The organism is Rhodococcus sp. 2G, assembly GCF_001886355.1.
GTDB classification, from domain to species: domain Bacteria; phylum Actinomycetota; class Actinomycetes; order Mycobacteriales; family Mycobacteriaceae; genus Rhodococcus; species Rhodococcus pyridinivorans.
The window spans coordinates 340,493-360,246 of record NZ_CP018063.1; the positions used below are offsets into that span (position 1 = coordinate 340,493).

Here is a 19,754-nt window from a genome sequence, read left to right on the forward strand (position 1 = left end):
CCCGCGAAGCCGGCCGCTCCGTCCGAGCCTGTGGGCATCGGCACCTCGAACGCCCCCGCATGGGGCAGGGCACAGCTGCGCGCGCTCCTCGGCTACCTCACGGAATCCATGTCCTTGCCGCCCGAATCGCGAGGAAGTTCTTCTTCCGAGTGTCGATCGAAAATGGCGATTTCGGACACTCGAAAATGATCGAGCTAATATCGATCCGATATCTGTGACGTGCGTCGTGATCTGACAGAAATCATGATCTGTGCAGGTAAAGGCGATGAAGTTGCGATAACAATGCCGTCTCGTTACCGTGCTGTGATCACAGTTGTCGTCCGTCTGGAAATAATCGTGTCACCTTTCACCAAGATCAATCGCCTCAAGTCGCCGGTGTTCTACTCGGTGGTCGCCGCCGTCTTCGTCACCCTCGGTGCCGGTGGCGCCACTGCTGTGGTTCAGCACAAGGACGTCGTCCTCGACGTCGACGGTGAGCAGCGTGCCTTCGGCACGATGAACTCCAACGTCGGCGACATCCTGGCCGCAGCCGGCTACACCGTCGACGAGAACGACGTCGTGGCCCCGGCCGTGGACTCGTCCGTCTCCGACGGCGACACCATCGTCCTGCGACAGGCTCGCGAGCTGCGCCTCACCGTCGACGGTGAGGAGCGCTCGGTGTGGACCACCGCGCTGACCGTCGACGAGGCGCTCGACCAGTTCCGCCTCTCCGACGACGCCTACGTCTCCGCCTCCCGTTCGCACCGCCTCCCGCTCGACGGTGCCGATCTCGAGGTCGTCAACCCCAAGACGGTGCGCTTCGCCGACAACGGCGCGCCCGCCGCCGAGGTGCGCGTCGCAGCGCCGACGGTCGCCGAGTTCCTCGAGGCCCAGGGCGCGAAGCTCGAGCAGGCCGACAGCGTCACCCCTGCCCTCGACGCGGAACTCGCGGAGGGCATGGAGGTCGTGGTCACCCGCGACCGGACCGAGTCGCGGACCGAGAACCTGCCGATCGCCCCGCCGGAGAACCGCGTGGACGATCCGAACATGCTCGAGGGTGAGGCCGCCGTGAGCGACCCGGGTGCTCCGGGCGAGCGGTCGGTGACCTTCGACGTTCACACCGTCAACGGTGTCGAGGTCGGACGCGCCGAGACCGCTTCGAAGGTCCTCGTCGAGCCGCGGCCCGTCGTGGTCCGCGTCGGCACCAAGCCGAAGCCCGCCGTGCCGGCCTCCGGTCGCGGCTCCACCTGGGACGCTCTCGCGCAGTGCGAGGCGACCGGCAACTGGGCGATCAACACCGGCAACGGTTTCTACGGTGGCCTGCAGTTCACGCAGCAGACGTGGGCCGGCTTCGGCGGCACCCAGTACGCGCCGCGTGCCGATCTCGCGACGCGCGAGCAGCAGATCGCCGTCGCGGAGAAGGTCCAGGCGGCCCAGGGCTGGGGCGCCTGGCCATCCTGCACCAGCAAGCTCGGTCTGCGCTGACCGGCGCGGGTGTGCGCGGTGTGACCTGCTCCCGAGTGCGCTAGGTTCACCACGTGTCAGCAGACGATCCCGAAACCACTCCGAGGGCCACTCCGGCTTCTCCGCGCGGCCTCGCCGCGCTGCTCGGGCCCGCCGAGGTCCGCGCACTCGCGGAGGAGTTCGGGGTGCGCCCGACGAAGCAGCTCGGCCAGAACTTCGTGCACGACGCGAACACGGTGCGCCGCATCGTCAACGTCGCCGGGGTCGGCCCTGAGGATGTCGTGCTCGAGGTCGGGCCGGGCCTGGGTTCGCTCACCCTCGCCCTGCTCGACGTCGTCGACCGTGTGGTCGCTGTCGAGCTCGATCCCGTTCTCGCGCAGCGTATTCCCGTTACCGTGCGGGAGCGGGCCCCGCAGCTCGCCGACCGCTTCGACGTCGTGCACATGGACGCGATGAAGGTGCTGCCGAAGGATCTTCCCGTCACGCCCACCGCGCTGGTCGCGAACCTGCCCTACAACGTCGCGGTGCCGGTGCTGCTGCACCTTTTCTCTGAATTCCCTACTCTGCGAACCGCTCTCGTGATGGTGCAGGCCGAGGTCGCCGATCGGCTCGCAGCAGAACCGGGCGGTAAGATCTACGGCGTACCCAGCGTGAAGGCGCGGTTCTTCGGCGACGTCCGCAGGGCCGGCGCCGTCGGGCGTGCGGTCTTCTGGCCCGTTCCCCAGGTGGAATCGGGCCTCGTGCGTGTCGACCGCTATGCGGAGCCACCGTGGCCCACCGACGCCCGGACACGCGCCCGGGTCTTCGCCGTCGTCGACGCGGCCTTCGCTCAACGGCGAAAGACGTTGCGCGCAGCGTTGAGTGGATGGGCAGGTTCGCCCGCGGAGGCCGAGAGGCGCCTGCTGGCGGCCGGTATCGAGCCGTCGACCCGCGGGGAGAAGCTCGACGCCGCAGCCTTCGTGCGGCTCGTAGGGGTGGAGTGATCCCGGTCACTCGTCCTGGCGGTCGGATGCGATGTGTGGTTAAGTTGTCCTCGGTCGTTAGGTAGTGTGTTCGTGGTTTACCCCTCGCACATTTCTGGTTGCGAGCGGATGCGATAGCCACGATGGAATCGTTTCAGCCGTGTAGTGACAGACCCGGGGGCCGAAACCGACTCCCGACGAGACGGAACGTCTACATCCGTTCTGCCTGCAAGTGAAGGACAGCAACATGGCTGAAGGTACTGTGAAGTGGTTCAACGGCGAAAAGGGCTTCGGCTTCATCGCTCCCTCGGACGGCTCCGCTGACGTCTTCGTGCACTTCTCCGAGATCCAGGGCCGCGGCTTCCGCACCCTCGAGGAGAACCAGCGCGTGAGCTTCGAGATCGGCCAGGGCCAGAAGGGCCCGCAGGCCACCGGCGTGAACGTCATCGGCTGATACCGATAATTCTCCGAATCCGGGCCGGCACCTCAGGGTGCCGGCCCGGATTCGTTCGTCCGGTCAGCCGATCATTGCCCCGTAACCGGTGATGCCCAAGTTCGACGAACCGGTCGACGAGCCCGCCGAGTCGGCGGAGCCGGTCGCCATTCCGGCGGAGCCCGTGGGAGGGGTCACGCAGTCCACGAGATTCAGCGAGCGCAGGACCAGGTCGCCGAGCGAGCAGACGCGCGGCGGAGCCGGTTCGGCCGAGGCGACGCCGGCGGTTCCCATGGTGGCCGCCACGGCGACGGCGCAGACGGCGACCGCATTACGTACGGAACGAGTCACATTTCCTCCAGAGTGTTCAGAGTCGATCGATCGTAGAGCGTGGCCGCGGCGGTCGGGAAGCATCCGTATCCCGAGTAAGCTCTGTACTCGTGCTTTCCGTCGTGCCGACCCCCGTGACAGTGAGGGTCCCGTCCAAGGTCAACCTGCATCTCGCGGTGGGTGACCTCCGTCCTGACGGCTACCACGACCTGCACACCGTCTTCCAGGCTCTGTCCCTGTACGACGAGGTGTCGGTGGTCCCGGCCGACACCCTGAGCGTGACGGTGCGCGGCGCGGGCGCCGAGTCGGTACCTACCGATTCGACGAACCTGGCGTGGCGCGCCGCCGAGATGATGGCGGAACGGGCCGCACGTACACCCGACGTGGCGATCACGATCGACAAGGGCATCCCCGTGGCCGGCGGAATGGCCGGTGGCAGCGCCGACGCTGCCGCGACGCTGGTCGCGCTCGACACACTGTGGGGCATCGGGGCGCCCCGGGAGGACCTCGCGGATCTCGCCGTCCGCCTCGGCAGCGACGTGCCGTTCTGCCTCCACGGCGGAACGGCGATCGGAACAGGGCGGGGCGAGCGCCTCGTCCCCGTCCTCACCCGCGGCACCTTCCACTGGGTACTGGCCCTCGCGAAGGGGGGCCTGTCCACACCGGTCGTCTTCCGTGAACTCGACCGGCTGCGTGCCGAGGGAGAACCTCAGCGCATCGGCAGCGCGGATGCCGTGCTCTCCGCGCTCGGCTCCGGCGACGCCCACCAGCTCGCGCCGCTGCTCGGCAACGACCTGCAGGCCGCGGCCCTGTCCCTCGACCCGATGCTGCGACGCACGCTCCGGGCGGGTGTCGAGGCCGGGGCCCTGGCGGGCATCGTCTCCGGTTCCGGCCCCACCTGCGCGTTCCTCGTCGAGGACCAGCACGCCGCCGTCACCGTGAGTGCCGAACTCGCCGGTGCCGGTGTGTGCCGTACGGTGCGGGTCGCCTCCGGTCCGGTGCCCGGAGCCCGTGTCGTCGGCGACGCCGATCCCGCACACTCCTGATCCTGTAGTACATCTCCGCAATTCTCGGAAGGCGTTCCTCCACGTGGCGAATCTGATCAACCTCGAACAGGTCTCGAAGTCGTTCGGCATCAAGCCGTTACTCGACTCGGTGTCCCTCGGCGTGAACGAGGGGGAGCGGATCGGTGTCGTCGGCCTCAACGGCGGCGGCAAGACGACGATGCTCGAGGTGCTCGCCGGCATCGAGGAGCCCGATTCGGGCCGGGTGAGCCGCGTGAACGGTCTGCGCATGGCCGTCGTGACGCAGCGCGGCGGTCTGCCGGAGGGCTCGACCGTCGGCGAGGTGGTCCTCGGGCCGCTCGATGTGGCCGAGCACGAGTGGGCCGGTGATGCGCGCATCCGCTCGGTGCTCACCGGTATCGGCATCGACAATCTCGGTCTCGACGCGGTTGTCGACGGTCTGTCCGGTGGTGAGCGTCGCCGGGTCGCCCTCGCCGCAGCCCTCGTGCAGGATCTCGACCTGCTCGTCCTCGACGAGCCCACGAACCATCTCGACGTCGAAGGCGTGCAGTGGCTCGCCGAGCACCTGCTGTCGCGGCGCAGCGCGCTCGTCGTCGTCACCCACGACCGCTGGTTCCTCGATACCGTCGCGACGCGCACCTGGGAGGTCGTGAACGGCCGGGTCGAGAGCTACGAGGGCGGCTACAACGACTGGATCTTCGCGCGCGCCGAGCGTGCCCGCCAGGCCGACGCGATGGAGGAACGCCGCCGCAATCTCGCGCGCAAGGAACTCGCGTGGCTGCGTCGCGGAGCTCCGGCCCGCACGTCCAAGCCGAAGTACCGCATCGAGGCCGCCGAAGCGCTGATCGCGAACGTGCCGCCGCCGCGCGACTCGGTGGCGCTGGCATCGTTCGCGAAGCGCCGCCTGGGCCGCGTCGTCATCGAACTCGAGGACGCCACCCTCACCACCCCGGACGGGCGCGAACTGGTCCGCGACCTCACCTGGCGTCTCGGTCCGGGCGAGCGGATCGGTCTCGTCGGCGTCAACGGTTCGGGCAAGACGACCCTGCTGCGCACGCTCGCGGGCGAACTCGAACCGGCGCAGGGACGGCGCGTCCAGGGGCAGACCGTCGAGATCGGCTGGCTGCGGCAGGAACTCGACGACCTGCCCACCGACATGCGGGTGCTCGACGCCGTCAAGGACGTCGCCGAGCGGATCACACTGGGCGACAAGGAGATCTCCGCCGGTCAGCTCGCCGAACGTCTGGGCTTCACACCGGCGCGGCAGCGCACCCCCGTCGGCGACCTGTCCGGTGGTGAGCGTCGCCGGTTGCAGCTCACGCGCGTGCTCATGGCCGAACCGAACGTGCTGCTCCTCGACGAGCCCACCAACGACCTCGACATCGACACCCTCCAGCAGCTCGAGGACCTGCTCGACGGCTGGGCCGGAACCCTCGTGGTCATCAGCCACGACCGGTATCTCGTCGAACGCATCTGTGATTCGACGTGGGCCCTGTTCGGCGACGGCCGCCTGACGAACCTTCCCGGTGGCATCGAGGAGTACCTGCGCCGGCGCGCGGCCATGGGCGACGTCGACGTGCCGTCGGTGGCGTCGACCGTCTCGAAGACCGGTGACGCCGCCGAGCAGCCGAAGAAGCGCGACGGTGCCGCCGAACGCACCGCGCGCAAGGAACTGTCGCGCCTGGAGCGTCTCGTCGCGAAGCTGACCGAGAAGGAGGAGAAGCTGCACCACGACCTCGCGGAGGCGGCGACCGATCCTGACCGGCTGCAGAAACTCGACGCGCAGTTGCGTGAGGTGGTCGCGGAGAAGGAAGCGGCCGAGGAGCAATGGATGGAGCTCGCCGAAGATCTCGACTGAATCCTCTTGACCTCGAGTCGGCTCGAGGTCGCAGGATGGGCGTCGTCAGAAGGAACGCCCATCAGGAGGATCCATGTCCGTCACCGAAACATCCGGTACCTCTACGCATCTCCCGCAGTCCCGGCTCGCGCGTTCCGCCGTGGTGGTCGCCGTGTCCGTCGTGACCGCACTGGTGATCGACCTCGCGCTGTGGGCCGTCGGGCTCATCGCGGGTGGCTCGTTCGAACACACCGACGCCGGTGAGGTGGTGAGCGCGGCGCCCGGTGGCGTGGTGCTCATGTCCGTTGTCCCGCTCACCGTCGGTCTCGCCGTCGCGGCCCTGCTCACCCTGTGGTGGAACGGTTTCGCGCGGATCGCCCAGGTCGTCGGGGCGTTGCTGCCGCTGGCGACGATCCAGGGCACGATCTCCGCGGACTTCGACACGCCGAGCACCGTCGCCCTGACGCTGATGCACGTCGTGATCGCCGTGGTGGTCGTCGTGGCCCTGGAGATGCTCCGTGCGCGTGACTGACACGAGTAGGGGGAGGAAATATGCGCTTCCGCAAGGAAAGTCGCACATTTCCTCCCCCTGATTCGGGCAGAGGCCTACGGTCAGGTCGAAGCAGCGCTGAGCGCGGGACGCGCGAACCGCTCGATCAGGTCGAGTTGCCCGACGAGACGATGTGCGGGGTGGCGATGCCGTGGCTGAACAGCGCCGAGATCAGGCCCGACGAACCCCTTCGGTGGTGGTCATGCCTATTCGCCCTTCCAGACGGGTTCGCGCTTCTGTATGAAGGCCATGACGCCTTCGAGGGTGTCGGCGCTGGTGGTGAGACGTGCGAGGGCTTTGTCGGTGAGTTCCCAGGGCAGGTCCTCGGCGGGGACGTTGCCGTCGATGATGCCGCGGGCGACGGTCTTGCTGGCCTGCACGGCGAGCGGGGCGCCCTTCGCGATGTCGGCGGCGAGAGCGAGAGCGGTGTCGAGGACCTCGTCCTGTGGGACGACCCGGTTGACGAGGCCCCAGCGCAGCGCGTCGGCGGACGACATCGGCTTGCCCGTCAGGACGAGTTCCATCGCGACGGCGCGGGGGATGGCCTGGCCGATGCGGAACACGCCGCCGGCACCGGCGATCAGGCCGCGGTGCACCTCGGGCAGACCGAATTCGGCGGTTTCGGATGCGACGACGAGATCGCTCGCGAGGGCGAGTTCGGTGCCACCACCGAGCGCGGTGCCGTTGACCGCGGCGATGACGGGATTGGAGATGTGGTGCTTGACGACACCGGCGAAGCCCCAGTGGGCGGTTTCGGGCGGGGTGACGCCGTCCGGTCCTTTGGTGCCGAGGGCCTCGAGGTCGGCGCCGCCGCAGAAGACGGCGCCGCCTGCGCCGGTGAGCACCACGACGCGCACGTCGCGGTCCTCTTCGGCGCGGTCCCAGGCCTCACCGAGTGCCTGGTGCACGTCGGCGTTGATGCTGTTGGCCGCCTTGGGGCGGTTGATGGTGACGAGCAGGACGTGCTCGCGCTTCTCGACGTGAACGACGGGTTCGCTCACGACCGGTACTCCTCGGGGCACAGGTGTTCGATGCGGGTGACGGTGAGAATGCCGCCGTCGTCGGTGACGTGGACGGTCTCGCCGACGATGTCGGCTCCGGCGGCGAGGACTGCGGCGCCGGTGGCGTCGGTCTGGCCGGAGACACGCCGGCCGTCGGGGGTGAGGCCGACGAGGAAACCGATCGACGGGTTGCCGTCGCGACCGAATTCGGCCGTGGCGGTGACAATCTGGACCTCGCCGCTGTAATCGGTGGCTGTCTCCGGCGCGGACGGCTCGAGCAGCACGTGCTCGGGGTCGCCGACGTAACCGTCGGTGTGCGGCGCGCAGCCGAGGACCACGACGTGCTGGTAGGTCAGGTAGCCACCGTTGCCGTGCACGAGGGCGAGCTCGCCGTCCTGGCGCAGCCGCTTGGCCACCGACACCACCGAGTGCAGCGTGTAGCTGTTGAGCGGGCCGCCGAAGAAGGAGTGGCCGCCGGTCACCGACGGGACGGTGTCGCGGGGGAGGCCGAGCTGCTCGATGAGCAGCTTCGGGACCACGGGGAAGCAGCTGTAGGCGTCGATGATGTCGAAGTCGCCGGGACGCAGGTCGCTCGCCGACAGCGTGCGCCGCAGCGCATCGTCGAGTGCGGCGGAGCGTCCGAAGTCGCCGCGGGCGAGCACGTCCGAGGGCTCGGTCGCGCCGGCGCCGCCCCACACGTAGAGCAGGTGGTCGTCGGGGACACCGAATTCGCGGGCCACGGCGAGCGAGGTGACGACCACGGCAGCGGCCTGGTCGACGAACGGCATCGCGTTGACCATCAGCGGGTACGGGTCGGTGACGAGGCGGTTCTTGGCGGCGATGGTGCGGATGTCGTCGGCGGTGCGGCGCTCGGGGTTCCAGGACGCCGGGTTCTCGGCGGCGAACTCGGAGAAGGCGGCGTACAGCGTCGCCGACCAGTCGAGCGACTTCTCGCGCGAGTGCCCGAGATCGTGGCTGAGCCGATTCTCGAACAGCGGGTAGACCCGCGTGGGGACGATCATCCCGGCGCGCTGCATCGCGGGGCTGCCGAGGTCCTTGTTGCTGATAGGCGCGGGGCCGCCCGGGGCGGTGGTCCATCCCAGCGTGACCGGATCCGTTCCGGCCTTGTACGAGTTGGTCGCCGAGGCCTGCGCCTCGCCGCCGACGAGCAGCGCGACGGTGCTGGTGCCCGCGGCGATGTCGTGGCCGATGCGATCGAGCAGGGCTGCCGGCCAGTGGCCGCCGATCGGCGTGGTCGACGTGTGCTCGGGCGTCGCGCCGAGACGTTCGGCGAGCAGGCCCGGCAGGTCGTCGTAGTTCCAGCTCGCGGTCTTGATCGCGTGGATGGTGTCGATCCGCGTGGCGAGATCGGCGCCGGAGTCGGCGATCGCGGCGAGGGTGGCCTCGTGGATGAGGTCGAGCGGTTCACGCGGGTCGGCGGGCGCACCGGCACGGCCGGAGCGCAGGTCGCCGACCCCGATCACGACGGGAACCCGAGTGGGGTCGGTCATGGCGTTCCTTCGGTCTGCTCTTGGGGGAGGAGGACGCCGCCAGCCTAATGCGGACGATTTCAGTCTGTAAATCGAGGAGTGGTCTGGCACACTTTTCCGACGTGACCGAAGCACCCGCACCGCGCCGCCGCGGACGCCCCCGCGACGCCGACCTGGAGGACCGCGTGTTCGACGCCGTGCTCGAGGTGTACTCCGAGACGAGCTGGCGTGGTTTCACGCTCGACGCGGTCGCACGACGCGCGCGGGTGGGGCGCGCCGCCCTCTACCGCCGGTGGTCGAGCAAGGACGACCTGCTGGTCCAGGCCCTCGAAGCGCGCAGCCCGCTGCCCGTGCCGATCGACACCGGCGCGCTCCGATCCGATCTCGTCGAACTCGCCCGGCAGCTGTTGCGCGGTTACCGGACCACCCCCGGCCTGGCGAGCCTGCGCGTCGCGCTCGACGCCCGTGCCAACCCCGAACTGCTCGCCCGGCTGATCCACACCCTCAACCGCAGCCGCGTGCTCGCGGCGCGCACGATCGTGCACCGCGCCGTCGAGCGCGGCGAACTCCCCGCCGACACCTCGGCGACGCTGCTGCTCGAAATGGTCACCGGCACCGTGCTCAGTCATGCCCTGTTCGCGTTGGCCACCCCGGCCCAGAACGTCGACGACGACTACGCCGAACTCGTCGTCGACGCGACCATCCGCGCGCTGCGTCGTCCCGAGTCGTGACCGGCACGCCCTCCCGTGACCGAATCGCGATCGAATGCTGCCTGGTAACAGTGTGATTCCGGCCGTCTGCGCCGGTCGTCCGGGCTAGCCTGGAATGCGAATACTCGCAGGGGGGCGCCAATGGGAGGCCGACGATGGATGTGCAGGCGGTAGCGGAGATCACGCGGCTCAAATACCGCTATGCGCGAGCGCTCGATACGAAGGACTGGGACGAGCTGGCGAACACCCTCACCCCCGACGCACACGCCGTCTACGGGGAGCATCTCGTTTTCGACTCACGCGACGCCTTCATAGGTTTCCTCGAGAACACGCTGGGAACGCGCTTGATCACGGAGCACACCTGTTCCCATCCCGAGATCGACATCGCCGACGACGGCCGCAGCGCCACCGGGGTGTGGTTGCTGTCCGACACCGTGATCATCCCCGAGGACGGGATGATGTTGCGCGGCTCGGCCTACTATCACGATCGGTACAGCCTCGGCGACGACGGATGCTGGCGGATCAGCCGCACCGGATATCAACGCAACTGGGAGACGGTCACATGCATGGGCGACTCGCCTTCGGTCCGGTTGACGACCAATCGATGGGCGCTGCTGCAGCAACCGAAAGCGTCCTGAGCGGGAACGACGAGATGGTCTCGGAGGGTTCCGGCGATTTTCCCCGTCCGGGGGCGCTGCCCTATCTGACGGTGCCGCGGGCCCACGAGGCGATCGAGTGGTACACCCGGGTCTTCGGAGCCTCGCTGACCGCCGAACCGGTCGTCATGGACGACGGTCGCGTCGGGCACGCCGAACTGCGGTTCCCCAGCGGAATGATCTATCTCGCAGACGAGTTCCCCGAACTCGGACTCACGGCGCCGCAGGAGGGGGCGGTCTCGGTGAGCCTGATGCTCGAGGTGGCCGACACCGACACCGTGCTCACCCGCGCCCGTCTGGCCGGCGGTTCGGTCGAGAGGTGGATCAACGAGGCCCACGGTCATCGCAACGCCACCCTGCTCGACCCCTTCGGGCATCGCTGGATGCTCGTCGGCCCCCTGACCGGCAAGCTGCCGCCACCTCGGGAGTGAGCTCCCGAATCGGTACCATGCGGCGATGAGTGAGATCGCGCGTCGCAGTGAGTTTCCCGATACCCGCGGCTGGATCCGGGCCCTGCCCACCCTCACGGCGTCCGCGCCGCCGTTCGCACCGGCCGCGACGCCGCAGGAGACCTTCCTCCGCTGGCTCACCGAGGCGGCCGAGGCCGGCGTCGCCGAGCCGCACGCAGCGACCCTGTCGACCGTCGACCCGTCCGGGACGCCCGACGCGCGCATGCTGCTGATCAAGGACGTCACCGACGACGGCTGGTGGTTCTCCGGCGACGACCGTTCCCCGAAGGGCCGCCAGCTCGACGCGACACCGGCCGTCGCGCTCACCGTGTACTGGCGCGAACTCGGCCGGCAGGTACGCGTGCGCGGACCCGTCCTGGCCGGCCCACCCGAGGTGTGTGCCCGCGACTTCCGGGAACGGTCGGTCTTCGCCCGTGCCGTCGCATCCACGGGACACCAGAGCGAGGTCCTCACCGATTCCGCCGAGTACGACGACCTCGTACGGGAACGCCTGACCGCGCTCGAACACGATCCGGACCTCGTCTCGCCGCACTGGACGGCGTGGTGCGTCGCCGCTGAGGCCGTGGAGTTCTGGCAGGCGGATCCCGGCCGGCGGCACCTGCGGTATCGCTACCGGCGTGCGGGGGACCGGTGGGTCACCGAGGAACTTCATCCGTGACGTGTCGCGTGGCCGGGACGAGTCGCCCGCGACCGGTAGGCTCCCGCCCGTGAACGAGTCCTTCATCCGCACACGCGTCGCCAACGGAGTCGGCGAAGTGCAACTCGACCGTCCCGGTGCGCTCAACGCGCTCGACCGGTCGATGATCCGCGACATCCGCTCGTCGCTTCTCGCCTGGCGCGACGACCCGGCCGTCACGGCCGTGCTCGTCACCAGCACGTCCGACCGCGCGTTCTGCGCCGGTGGCGACGTCAAGCCGGTGCGCGAGCTGGCCCTCGAGGGGTGCTTCGACACCGTCCGCGAGTACTTCGCCGACGAGTACCGCCTCGACGAGCTGGTCGCCACCTACCCGAAGCCGTATCTCGCGGTCCTCGACGGCGTCACGATGGGCGGCGGGCTCGGTATCTCGGTGCACGGCGCGGTGCGCGTCACCACCGAGAAGACCACGATGGCCATGCCCGAGACGGCCATCGGGTTCGTTCCCGACATCGGGTCGAGCCACTTCCTCCCGCGCCTGCGCGGCACCACCGCGCGGTGCGATGCGGTGGGGATGTATCTCGGACTCACCGGCGCCCGCATCGATGCCGGCGACGCGCTGGCCGTCGGCCTGGCCACGCATTACGTGCCCAGTGCCCGCATCGACGACTTCGCCGACCGCATCCGCGCCGGGCAGTGGCGCGACGCCCTCGACGAGTTCGTCGAACCGACCCCCGAATCCTCCCTGGCGCAGCGTTTCCCCGACATCGAGACGGTGTTCGGCGACGGTACGGTGCTCGACATGGTGACCCGCCTCGACAGCCTCGCCGACATCGACGCCGAGTGGGCCGAGCAGACTCGCACGGCCCTGCGGTCGTTGTCGCCGACGAGCGTGTGGGCCACGGCCGAACTGATGCGACGCGGTGCCGAGAGCACGCTCGAGGAATGCTTCGCCCGCGAACTCGACGTCGCCGTGCGCGTCGCTGCGACGCCGGACTTCATCGAAGGTGTGCGCGCCGTGCTCGTCGACAAGACCCGCGACCCGCAGTGGTCGCCCGCGACGCTCGAGGACGTCGATCCGGCGGCGATCGCCGCACTGTTCGGCGACGGATAACCCGCGACCTGCCCGTCTCTACCGGGCGTGACCTCTACCGGGCGTGACGCTGCGGTACCTGCAGGTCGACGACGATCGGCTGCCCACCGAGGGTCGCGTGGATCTCGGGCTTCTCGAGTCCACCGGCCAGCAGGTACTCGCCGAGCAGCGTGAGCAGTTCATCGTTGTCCGCTATCGGGTCGCCGTGCGATCCGGTGCTACGCGGGTCGCCGTGCGCTCCGGTGCTGCGGGAGTCGCGGGAGGTCAGTTCGTTCTGTGCGAGTCGCGCGGCGATACGCACCGACGCCACGCCCATCGAATTGCGCCGTGACGGGACCGGACCCGGTGCGGTGATCGTGCCCAGGCTCTCGGTGGCCGTCGGGGTCGTCGTGGTGGTGGCGGGCCCACTCGCGGAGCCGTTCGTGCCGGTGCTGCTCACCAGGGTCGTTCCTTCCTCGGAATTGCCGGCGCCCACCCCGCCGGCCGGGTCACCTTCGAGCGACGATGCATCCCCCACGCTCATGCGGTGTGTTCCGGGATCCGGCGTGCTCGTCAGCGGGGTACTGCTCGGAAGAGGAGTGCTCGGCAGCGGGTAGACGAAGGTGCCCGAGCGCTTCGCGCGTCCGGATCGCCTGCTCGTATCCGCCGTCCCACCGGACGACAGGTCCTCACCGGCTGCGGCCGGTACGTCGTCGTTCATCGACACAACTCCTGATTCCACCCGAATACGTCGGATCGACGAAAGGGAAAGTATCAGTAAAATCCGCTGGACGCACTACCCGTCCGGCATTGCCGGGACGCTCAGTCGGTCGCCGCGACCAACGGTTCGAGAGTCAGCTCCGGCAACTCCTTGAGGATGTACTGCAGCCGCCACTTGTCGCTGACGAGAGCGAGGAGCACGCCGTCCGACCGGGTGAACACCTCCACGCCGCGCTGGCGGTTCAGTTCGTCGGCCGAAGCCACATCGGTGCGACGCGCGAGCGAGTAGCCGAGATGCTCGATCTTCGGGTCGACGTTGTACTCGGCCTTCATCCGCGCCGCGACCACCTCGAACTGCATCGGACCCACGGCCGCCATCACCGGCGACGCGTCGCCGCGGACGTCGTTGCGGAGGATCTGCACGACGCCCTCGGAATCCAGCTGGTCCACGGCCTTGCGGAACTGCTTGTACTTCGAGGCGCTCTCGGCCCGCAGGATCGCGAAGTGCTCGGGCGCGAACGACGGAATGGGCGGGAACTCCACCTTCTTGTCGATGTAGAGGGTATGCCCCGGCGCCAGCGCGGTGGCGTTGACCAGGCCGACGACGTCGCCGGGATAGGCGTTCTCCACCGTGGAACGTTCGCGGCCGAAGACCGTCAGCGCATACTTGGTGGCGAAGGGCTTACCGGTCTGCGCGTGCGTGACGACCATGCCGCGCTCGAACACACCCGAGACGACACGCATGAACGCGAGCCGGTCGCGGTGGGCGGTGTCCATGCCGGCCTGCACCTTGAACACGACGGCGCTGAACGGATCGTCGACCTCGCGAGCGGTCTCGTCGATGGCGAGACGGGCACGCGGTGGCGGTGCGAGCGTGACCAAGGTGTCGAGGATCTGCCGCACACCGAAGTTGAGCATCGCCGACGCGAAGATCACCGGCGAGGTCTGCCCGGCGAGGAACAATTCCTGATCGTGATCCTGGCCGTTGGACGACAGCAGTTCGGACTCCTCGGCGGCCTCGACCCAAGTGTCGCCCTCGAGGGCGAGCGCCTCGGCGGGGGACAGATGCTCCTCGGGCGCGATCTTGGCGCCACCGGCCGTGCGGGTGAACTTGATGTACTCGGCCGCGTCTCCGTCCTCGCCGCGACGCAGCAGACCGCGGAAGTCGCCGGCGATGCCCACGGGCCAGAACAGGGGAGTCGGCATCAGGCCGATGCGCTCGTCGATCTCGTCGAGCAGTTCCAGCGGCGTCCGGCCCGGTCGGTCCCACTTGTTGATGACGGTGACCACGGGGATGCCTCGGTGGCGGCACACCTGGAACAGCTTCAGGGTCTGCGGCTCGAGACCCTTCGCCGCGTCGATGAGCATGACGGCGGCGTCGACGGCGGTGAGGACGCGGTAGGTGTCCTCCGAGAAGTCGGAGTGACCGGGGGTGTCGACGAGATTGACGACGTTGACGACCTCGTCGTCGGTGCCCGCGACGTCCGAGCGGGTGTAGTTGAACTGCAGGGCCGTGGAGCTGACGGAGATGCCGCGGGCCTTCTCCATCTCCATCCAGTCGGAGACCGTCGACTTGCGGCCGGCCTTGCCGTGGACCGCGCCGGCCTCGGAGATGACCTTCGCGTGCAGGGCGAGCGCCTCGGTGAGCGTCGACTTACCGGCGTCGGGGTGGGAGATGACGGCGAAGGTGCGTCTGCGCTCGGCTTCGGCTCTGACCTCCTTCGCGGCCCCGGGCTTCGCTGTGCCGGAGGACTGCGCAGGCTCCGTCGTGCCGGTGGATTGACTGTCGGCCGAAGCGTGCGGGGTGCTCAACGGGAAAAACCTCTCGAAGGGGGCAGGGAGTAGGGGCGCTATCGCCGCCAACTCGTCCATGTTACTCGGCGATTCGGTGTCGATTTCCGCCAGATTCGATCACGTTTCCCCGAGGCCGCCCCATACCGACCACTCGACGGCGCACGCTGATGTGCAACTACCGGATCTTGATCGAGGTCGTGCACCACCGGACGAGGAGCGGGTCGTGAGCAGGTTCACCGAGGAGATGTACGCGACGGCGGAGTCGGACACCGGGGCTCTGGTCACCGGCGAACCGGATACGCCGTTGCGGCAGAACTGGGGAGAGATCCACCGGCAGGCCCGCCGCATGGCCGGCGCACTGGCCGCGGCGGGTATCGGACCCGGCGACGCGGTGGGTGTCCTCGCAGGACAACCGGTGGACATCGCACCGGTCTGCCAGGCCGTGTGGATGCGCGGCGGAAGCGTGACGATGCTGCACCAGCCCACGCCGCGCACCGACCTGCAGATGTGGTCGCGCGACACCGAGGTGGTCCTGCGGATGATCGACGCCCGCGCCGTCGTGCTCGGCGCACCCTTCGAGATCGCGGAGCCGCTGCTGCGCGAGCGGGGCGTCTCCGTCGTCACCGTGGAGCGGATGCGGGAGGGGAGGCCCGTCGATCCCGTCGACACGGCGGAGTCCGACATCGTGCTCCAGCAGCTGACGTCCGGGTCCACCGGCTCGCCGAAGGCGGTGCGGATCACGCACGGCAACTTCTACGCCAACGCGACGGCGATGATGGACCGCGTCAAGTTCTCGCTCGACGACGACGTCATGATCAGCTGGCTGCCGCTGTTCCACGACATGGGCATGGTGGCCTTCCTCAGCGTCCCCATGCAGGTGGGCGCCGAGGTCGTGTCGGTCACGCCGCTGGACTTCCTGCGCTCTCCGATCCTGTGGGCGGAGCTGATCAGCAAGTATCACGGAACGCTCACTGCAGCACCGAATTTCGCTTACTCGTTGCTGGCTCGGAAGTTGTCGCAGGCGCCGGACGGCGCGCTCGACCTGTCGTCGATGCGCTGGATGTGGAACGGCGCCGAGCCGGTCGATCCCGACACGATGGAGGCCCTCGCGGAGGCCGGGGAGCGCTTCGGTCTCGACCCGTCCGCCCTCGCGCCCTCCTACGGGATGGCCGAGACCACGCTCGCGGTGTCGGTCCCCGATCCGGGACGCGGGATGGTGCTCGACGTGGTGGACCCCGACCTGCTCGAGGCCGGCGGGATGGCCGTGCCGACCAACCGCACCCACACGCGCCGCATGCCCACCCTCGGCCGTCTCGTGGCCGGTCTCGAGGGCCGGGTCGTCGGCCGTGACGGACAGGTGCTGCCACCCCGCGGCGTGGGCATCATCCAGTTGCGCGGCGAGGCCGTCACGCACGGCTATCTCACCGTGGACGGACCCGTACCCGCGCAGGACGCCGACGGCTGGCTCGACACCGGCGACGTGGGTTACTTCACCGAGGAAGGTCTCGTCGTGGTGTGCGGCCGGGTGAAGGACGTCATCATCATGGGCGGCCGCAACATTTATCCCACCGACATCGAGCGAGCGGCGGGGACCGTCGACGGGGTGCGTCCCGGCAACGCCGTCGCCATCCGGCTCGACGCGGGGGACAAGCGCGAATCGTTCGCGGTGGCCGTGGAGACCAAACTCTTCGACCACCCCGACGAGGTGCGCCGCATCGAACACGACGTCGTGCACGCGGTGGTCGCCGAGGTGGGCGTGCGGCCCCGCACGGTCGCGGTACTCGGTCCCGGCAGCATCCCGAAGACCTCCTCGGGCAAGCTGCGTCGCGGCACCTCGCTGGCACTGCTGACGCGGGCCTGACCACCGCGCCACGCGACGCCGCTGCGACCGCGCCGGCCTCGGCGGAGGCGGGCGGTCAGTGGATGCGGTTCTGGGCGCCCTCGAGGCCGAGCCTCAGCAGCAGTTCGACGGCGTCGGCGCCTTCCTCGCACCACACGTCGAGTTCCTTGCGTTCGGTCGCCGAGAACGGCTTGAGCACGAAGTCGGCGGGATCCTGGCGGCCGGGAGGGCGGCCGATGCCCATCCGGACCCGCAGGTAGTCCTTGGTGCCGAGCGCCGACGAGGTCGACCGCAGGCCGTTGTGCCCGTTCTCGCCACCGCCGAGCTTGAGCCGAATCGTGCCGAAGTCCAGGTCGAGTTCGTCGTGTAGGACGATCACGTTCGAGGGATCGACCGAGAAGAACTTGGCCAGGGAGGCGACCGGACCGCCGGACAGGTTCATGTAGGTGCGCGGCTTCGCGATGATCACCTGCCGCCCGTCGAGCCGGGCCTGCACGATGTCGGCGTTGCTGCGCTTGTGCGCGGAGAACTTGCCGCCGACGCGTCCGGCCAGCACGTCGGCCACCATGAATCCGATGTTGTGCCGGGTGTTCTCGTACTTCGGGCCGGGGTTGCCGAGACCGACCACGAGCGCGGCGTCGTCGCCCACGAACTGATCCTTCCGTGCATTCGAACGACGTGCGGCGCGCCACCCCGAAGGGATGACGCGCCGCACGAGTGACTTCACAGGGAGCCGGTGAAGGCTCAGGCCTCCTCGGAGGCCTCTTCTGCGGTCTCTTCGCCCTCGGCGCCTTCCAGGGCGTCGGCGGAGGGAGCCTCGACGATGTTCACGAGCAGCAGCTCGGGATCGTCCTGCAGGGTCGCGCCGGCGGGCAGCTCGACGCCACCGGCCAGGATCTGGGTGCCGGCCTCGGCGCCCTCGATCGAGACGGTGATCTCCTCGGGGATGTTCAGGGCGTCGGCCTCGAGCTTGATCGTGTTGACCTCGTTGACCACCAGCGTGCCGGAGCCGGCCTCACCGGAGAGGACGACGGGCACCTCGACGGTGACCTTCTCGCCCTTCTTCACGACGAGCAGGTCGGCGTGCTCGATGTAGCGACGGATGGGGTGGACGACGACCGACTTGGTCAGCGCGAGCTGATCCTCGCCGTCGACGTCGAGGGTGAGGATGGCGTTGGTGCCGTGGTTACGCAGCACGGCTGCGAACTCGAGGTCGGGGAGGGCGAGGTGCCGGGGCTCGGTGCCGTGGCCGTAGAGGACGGCGGGGACCTGGCCGGCGCGACGGGCGCGGCGTGCGGCACCCTTGCCGAACTCGGTGCGGACGCTGGCTACGAGACGATTCTCGTCGGACATGATGTGACGGCTCCTACGCTGGTGGCACTTGGTGGTCGGGTGTTCTCGAACGAACGGATCCGACACGTGCGACCGGGGAGCACATTGCTTCCGTCGCAGCCGCGTCGATCACGGTGATCCAGCGATATTGCGGTTCACCCTCGCCGAGACAACTCGAACCACTTTACCGGACGACGTCGATCAGGGACAAACAGCCCTGTCGTCGACGCGCGTGAGCTTCACGACCGGGCGATGTCGTGCACCGAGGCGAGGAACCTGTCGACGTCGGCGGGGGAGACGAAGTAGTGCGGCGACGCCCGCACCACCGACTGCAGGTCGCGCGAGGTCATGTCCAGCAGCGTCGAACTGCGGCTGCTGACCGTGACCGTCACGGACCGCTCGGCCAGGGCGTCGCGGACCTCCCGCGGGTCGCGGCCGTCCACGGTGAACGAGACGATGCCGCTGCGCTGCTCGCCGAGGTCGGTGACGGTGACGCCGTCGATGCCCGCGAGCCCCTCGCGCACGTGCCCGGCCCGGTAGGCCACCGCCTCGGCCACGGCGTCGACACCCAGATCGAGGAGATAGTCCACGGCCGCGCCGAGCCCGAGCCGGGCCGCCACTCCGGCCTCCCACATCTCGAAGCGGGTGGCGTCCGGAGCGAGTTCGTAGCTGTCGGCCGAGGTCCACGAGGCGCTGTGCAGGTCGAGAACGGCCGGTTCGAGTTCGCTCACCAGGCGCGGCCGCACGTAGAGGAAACCGGTGCCGCGCGGCCCACGGAGCCACTTGCGCCCGGTGCCCGACAGTGCGTCGACGTCGAGTTCGGGCACGCTCACCGGCAGCTGCCCCACCGACTGGCACGCGTCGAGCAGCACGAGCGCCCCGACCGCGTGCGCGGCGTCGGCGATCTCCCGCACCGGGTTGACGAGCCCGCCGTTGGTGGGGGCGTGCACGACGGACACCAGCCGCACCCGTTCGTCGAGCATCCCCTCGAGCGCCTCGACGTCGACGCGGCCGGACGGATCGGACGGAACGACCTCGACGGTGGCGCCGGTCGCCCGCGCGCGCTGCAGCGCGGCGATCGCGTTTGCGGCGTATTCGGCCTGCGAGATCAGGATGCGGTCGCCGGGTCGCAGCGGCACCGCGTAGAAGAAGGACGTCCACGCCCGCGAGGCGCCGTCGGACAGTGCGAGGGAGGTCTCCGGCACGTCGAACAGGCGGCCGAGCGAGGTCTTCACGGCCGTCAGGTCGTCGAGCCGTTCGTCGGCCGCCACGTACCCGCCGATCTCGGCCTCGCGGCGCAGGTGCGCGAGCATCGTCTCGAGCACCGGTGCCGGGGGCAGCGACGAGCCGGCGCTGTCGAGGAAGACCCGGTCGAAGCATCCCGGTGTGTCGCGTCGGGCCGCCTGGAGGTCCAGCACGGGCCGCTCACCTCCTCCGTCGTCCGTATCGTCGGGG

The 19,754-nt window shown here is 69.2% G+C and carries 20 protein-coding genes; 12 read left to right on the plus strand and 8 right to left on the minus strand.

The window, feature by feature from the left end; translation table 11 throughout:
- The first annotated feature begins 336 nt into the window (after positions 1–336).
- The 3 genes from BO226_RS01680 (at position 337) to BO226_RS01690 (ending at position 2,859) form a co-directional block, all read left to right on the plus strand.
- Positions 337–1,464 carry a resuscitation-promoting factor gene (locus tag BO226_RS01680; protein ID WP_006553818.1) on the plus strand — a complete coding sequence of 376 codons (1,128 nt, stop codon included), beginning with the start codon at positions 337–339 and terminating at the stop codon, positions 1,462–1,464.
- Positions 1,465–1,517: 53 nt separating this feature from the next.
- Complete coding sequence (gene rsmA / locus BO226_RS01685; RefSeq protein ID WP_071934495.1) at positions 1,518–2,426, plus strand: 16S rRNA (adenine(1518)-N(6)/adenine(1519)-N(6))-dimethyltransferase RsmA; 909 nt, start codon at positions 1,518–1,520, stop codon at positions 2,424–2,426.
- Positions 2,427–2,652: 226 nt separating this feature from the next.
- On the plus strand, positions 2,653–2,859 hold the full coding sequence (locus BO226_RS01690; protein WP_006553820.1) for a cold-shock protein: 207 nt from the start codon (positions 2,653–2,655) through the stop codon (positions 2,857–2,859).
- A 63-nt stretch (positions 2,860–2,922) separates the two neighbouring features.
- Here BO226_RS01690 and BO226_RS01695 read toward each other — a convergent pair whose 3' ends face one another.
- Positions 2,923–3,189 carry a hypothetical protein gene (locus BO226_RS01695; RefSeq protein ID WP_006553821.1) on the minus strand — a complete coding sequence of 89 codons (267 nt, stop codon included), beginning with the start codon at positions 3,187–3,189 and terminating at the stop codon, positions 2,923–2,925.
- Positions 3,190–3,278: 89 nt separating this feature from the next.
- On the opposite strand from BO226_RS01695, the gene BO226_RS01700 reads away from it, so the two are divergent.
- The 3 genes from BO226_RS01700 (at position 3,279) to BO226_RS01710 (ending at position 6,562) form a co-directional block, all read left to right on the plus strand.
- Positions 3,279–4,214, plus strand: a complete 936-nt coding sequence (locus BO226_RS01700; RefSeq protein WP_037216304.1) for a 4-(cytidine 5'-diphospho)-2-C-methyl-D-erythritol kinase — start codon at positions 3,279–3,281, stop codon at positions 4,212–4,214.
- A gap of 43 nt (positions 4,215–4,257) precedes the next feature.
- Positions 4,258–6,051, plus strand: coding sequence for an ABC-F family ATP-binding cassette domain-containing protein (locus BO226_RS01705; RefSeq protein ID WP_071934496.1), 1,794 nt, complete (start codon positions 4,258–4,260; stop codon positions 6,049–6,051).
- 73 nt (positions 6,052–6,124) lie between these two features.
- Entirely contained in the window at positions 6,125–6,562 is a 438-nt protein-coding gene (locus BO226_RS01710; RefSeq protein WP_071934497.1) for a DUF6069 family protein, read from the plus strand.
- Positions 6,563–6,786: 224 nt separating this feature from the next.
- Here BO226_RS01710 and BO226_RS01715 read toward each other — a convergent pair whose 3' ends face one another.
- Both BO226_RS01715 and BO226_RS01720 read right to left on the minus strand, forming a co-directional pair.
- A complete protein-coding gene (locus BO226_RS01715) occupies positions 6,787–7,581 on the minus strand; it encodes an enoyl-CoA hydratase/isomerase family protein (protein ID WP_071934498.1) in 795 nt (264 codons plus the stop codon).
- Complete coding sequence (locus BO226_RS01720) at positions 7,578–9,092, minus strand: acetyl-CoA acetyltransferase (protein WP_071934499.1); 1,515 nt, start codon at positions 9,090–9,092, stop codon at positions 7,578–7,580. Before BO226_RS01720 ends, BO226_RS01715 begins: the two co-directional genes overlap by 4 nt.
- A 101-nt stretch (positions 9,093–9,193) precedes the next feature.
- On the opposite strand from BO226_RS01720, the gene BO226_RS01725 reads away from it, so the two are divergent.
- The 5 genes from BO226_RS01725 (at position 9,194) to BO226_RS01745 (ending at position 12,655) form a co-directional block, all read left to right on the plus strand.
- Positions 9,194–9,802, plus strand: coding sequence for a TetR-like C-terminal domain-containing protein (locus BO226_RS01725; protein WP_006553828.1), 609 nt, complete (start codon positions 9,194–9,196; stop codon positions 9,800–9,802).
- 134 nt (positions 9,803–9,936) lie between these two features.
- A complete protein-coding gene (locus BO226_RS01730) occupies positions 9,937–10,419 on the plus strand; it encodes a nuclear transport factor 2 family protein (RefSeq protein ID WP_024103220.1) in 483 nt (160 codons plus the stop codon).
- 14 nt (positions 10,420–10,433) lie between these two features.
- On the plus strand, positions 10,434–10,868 hold the full coding sequence (locus tag BO226_RS01735) for a VOC family protein (RefSeq protein ID WP_024103221.1): 435 nt from the start codon (positions 10,434–10,436) through the stop codon (positions 10,866–10,868).
- A gap of 25 nt (positions 10,869–10,893) precedes the next feature.
- Positions 10,894–11,565, plus strand: a complete 672-nt coding sequence (locus BO226_RS01740) for a pyridoxine/pyridoxamine 5'-phosphate oxidase (RefSeq protein ID WP_039584567.1) — start codon at positions 10,894–10,896, stop codon at positions 11,563–11,565.
- Between the two features lie 49 nt (positions 11,566–11,614).
- Positions 11,615–12,655: an enoyl-CoA hydratase/isomerase family protein gene (locus BO226_RS01745; protein ID WP_064852187.1), complete on the plus strand. Its 1,041-nt coding sequence runs from the start codon at positions 11,615–11,617 to the stop codon at positions 12,653–12,655.
- Between the two features lie 34 nt (positions 12,656–12,689).
- On the opposite strand, the gene BO226_RS01750 is transcribed toward BO226_RS01745, so the two are convergent.
- Both BO226_RS01750 and BO226_RS01755 read right to left on the minus strand, forming a co-directional pair.
- On the minus strand, positions 12,690–13,340 hold the full coding sequence (locus tag BO226_RS01750; protein WP_033098253.1) for a hypothetical protein: 651 nt from the start codon (positions 13,338–13,340) through the stop codon (positions 12,690–12,692).
- A gap of 95 nt (positions 13,341–13,435) precedes the next feature.
- Positions 13,436–15,145 carry a peptide chain release factor 3 gene (locus BO226_RS01755; protein ID WP_071934500.1) on the minus strand — a complete coding sequence of 570 codons (1,710 nt, stop codon included), beginning with the start codon at positions 15,143–15,145 and terminating at the stop codon, positions 13,436–13,438.
- 205 nt (positions 15,146–15,350) lie between these two features.
- Between BO226_RS01755 and BO226_RS01760 the strand changes: the two genes are divergently transcribed.
- Entirely contained in the window at positions 15,351–16,988 is a 1,638-nt protein-coding gene (locus tag BO226_RS01760) for a fatty acyl-AMP ligase (RefSeq protein WP_071934501.1), read from the plus strand.
- A 55-nt stretch (positions 16,989–17,043) separates the two neighbouring features.
- On the opposite strand, the gene pth is transcribed toward BO226_RS01760, so the two are convergent.
- From pth to BO226_RS01775, 3 genes are all read right to left on the minus strand, one after another.
- Positions 17,044–17,616, minus strand: a complete 573-nt coding sequence (gene pth / locus BO226_RS01765) for an aminoacyl-tRNA hydrolase (RefSeq protein ID WP_006553836.1) — start codon at positions 17,614–17,616, stop codon at positions 17,044–17,046.
- 95 nt (positions 17,617–17,711) lie between these two features.
- A complete protein-coding gene (locus BO226_RS01770) occupies positions 17,712–18,320 on the minus strand; it encodes a 50S ribosomal protein L25/general stress protein Ctc (protein WP_006553837.1) in 609 nt (202 codons plus the stop codon).
- Between the two features lie 218 nt (positions 18,321–18,538).
- Positions 18,539–19,717, minus strand: a complete 1,179-nt coding sequence (locus BO226_RS01775; RefSeq protein WP_006553838.1) for an aminotransferase class V-fold PLP-dependent enzyme — start codon at positions 19,715–19,717, stop codon at positions 18,539–18,541.
- Positions 19,718–19,754 lie beyond the last annotated feature (37 nt).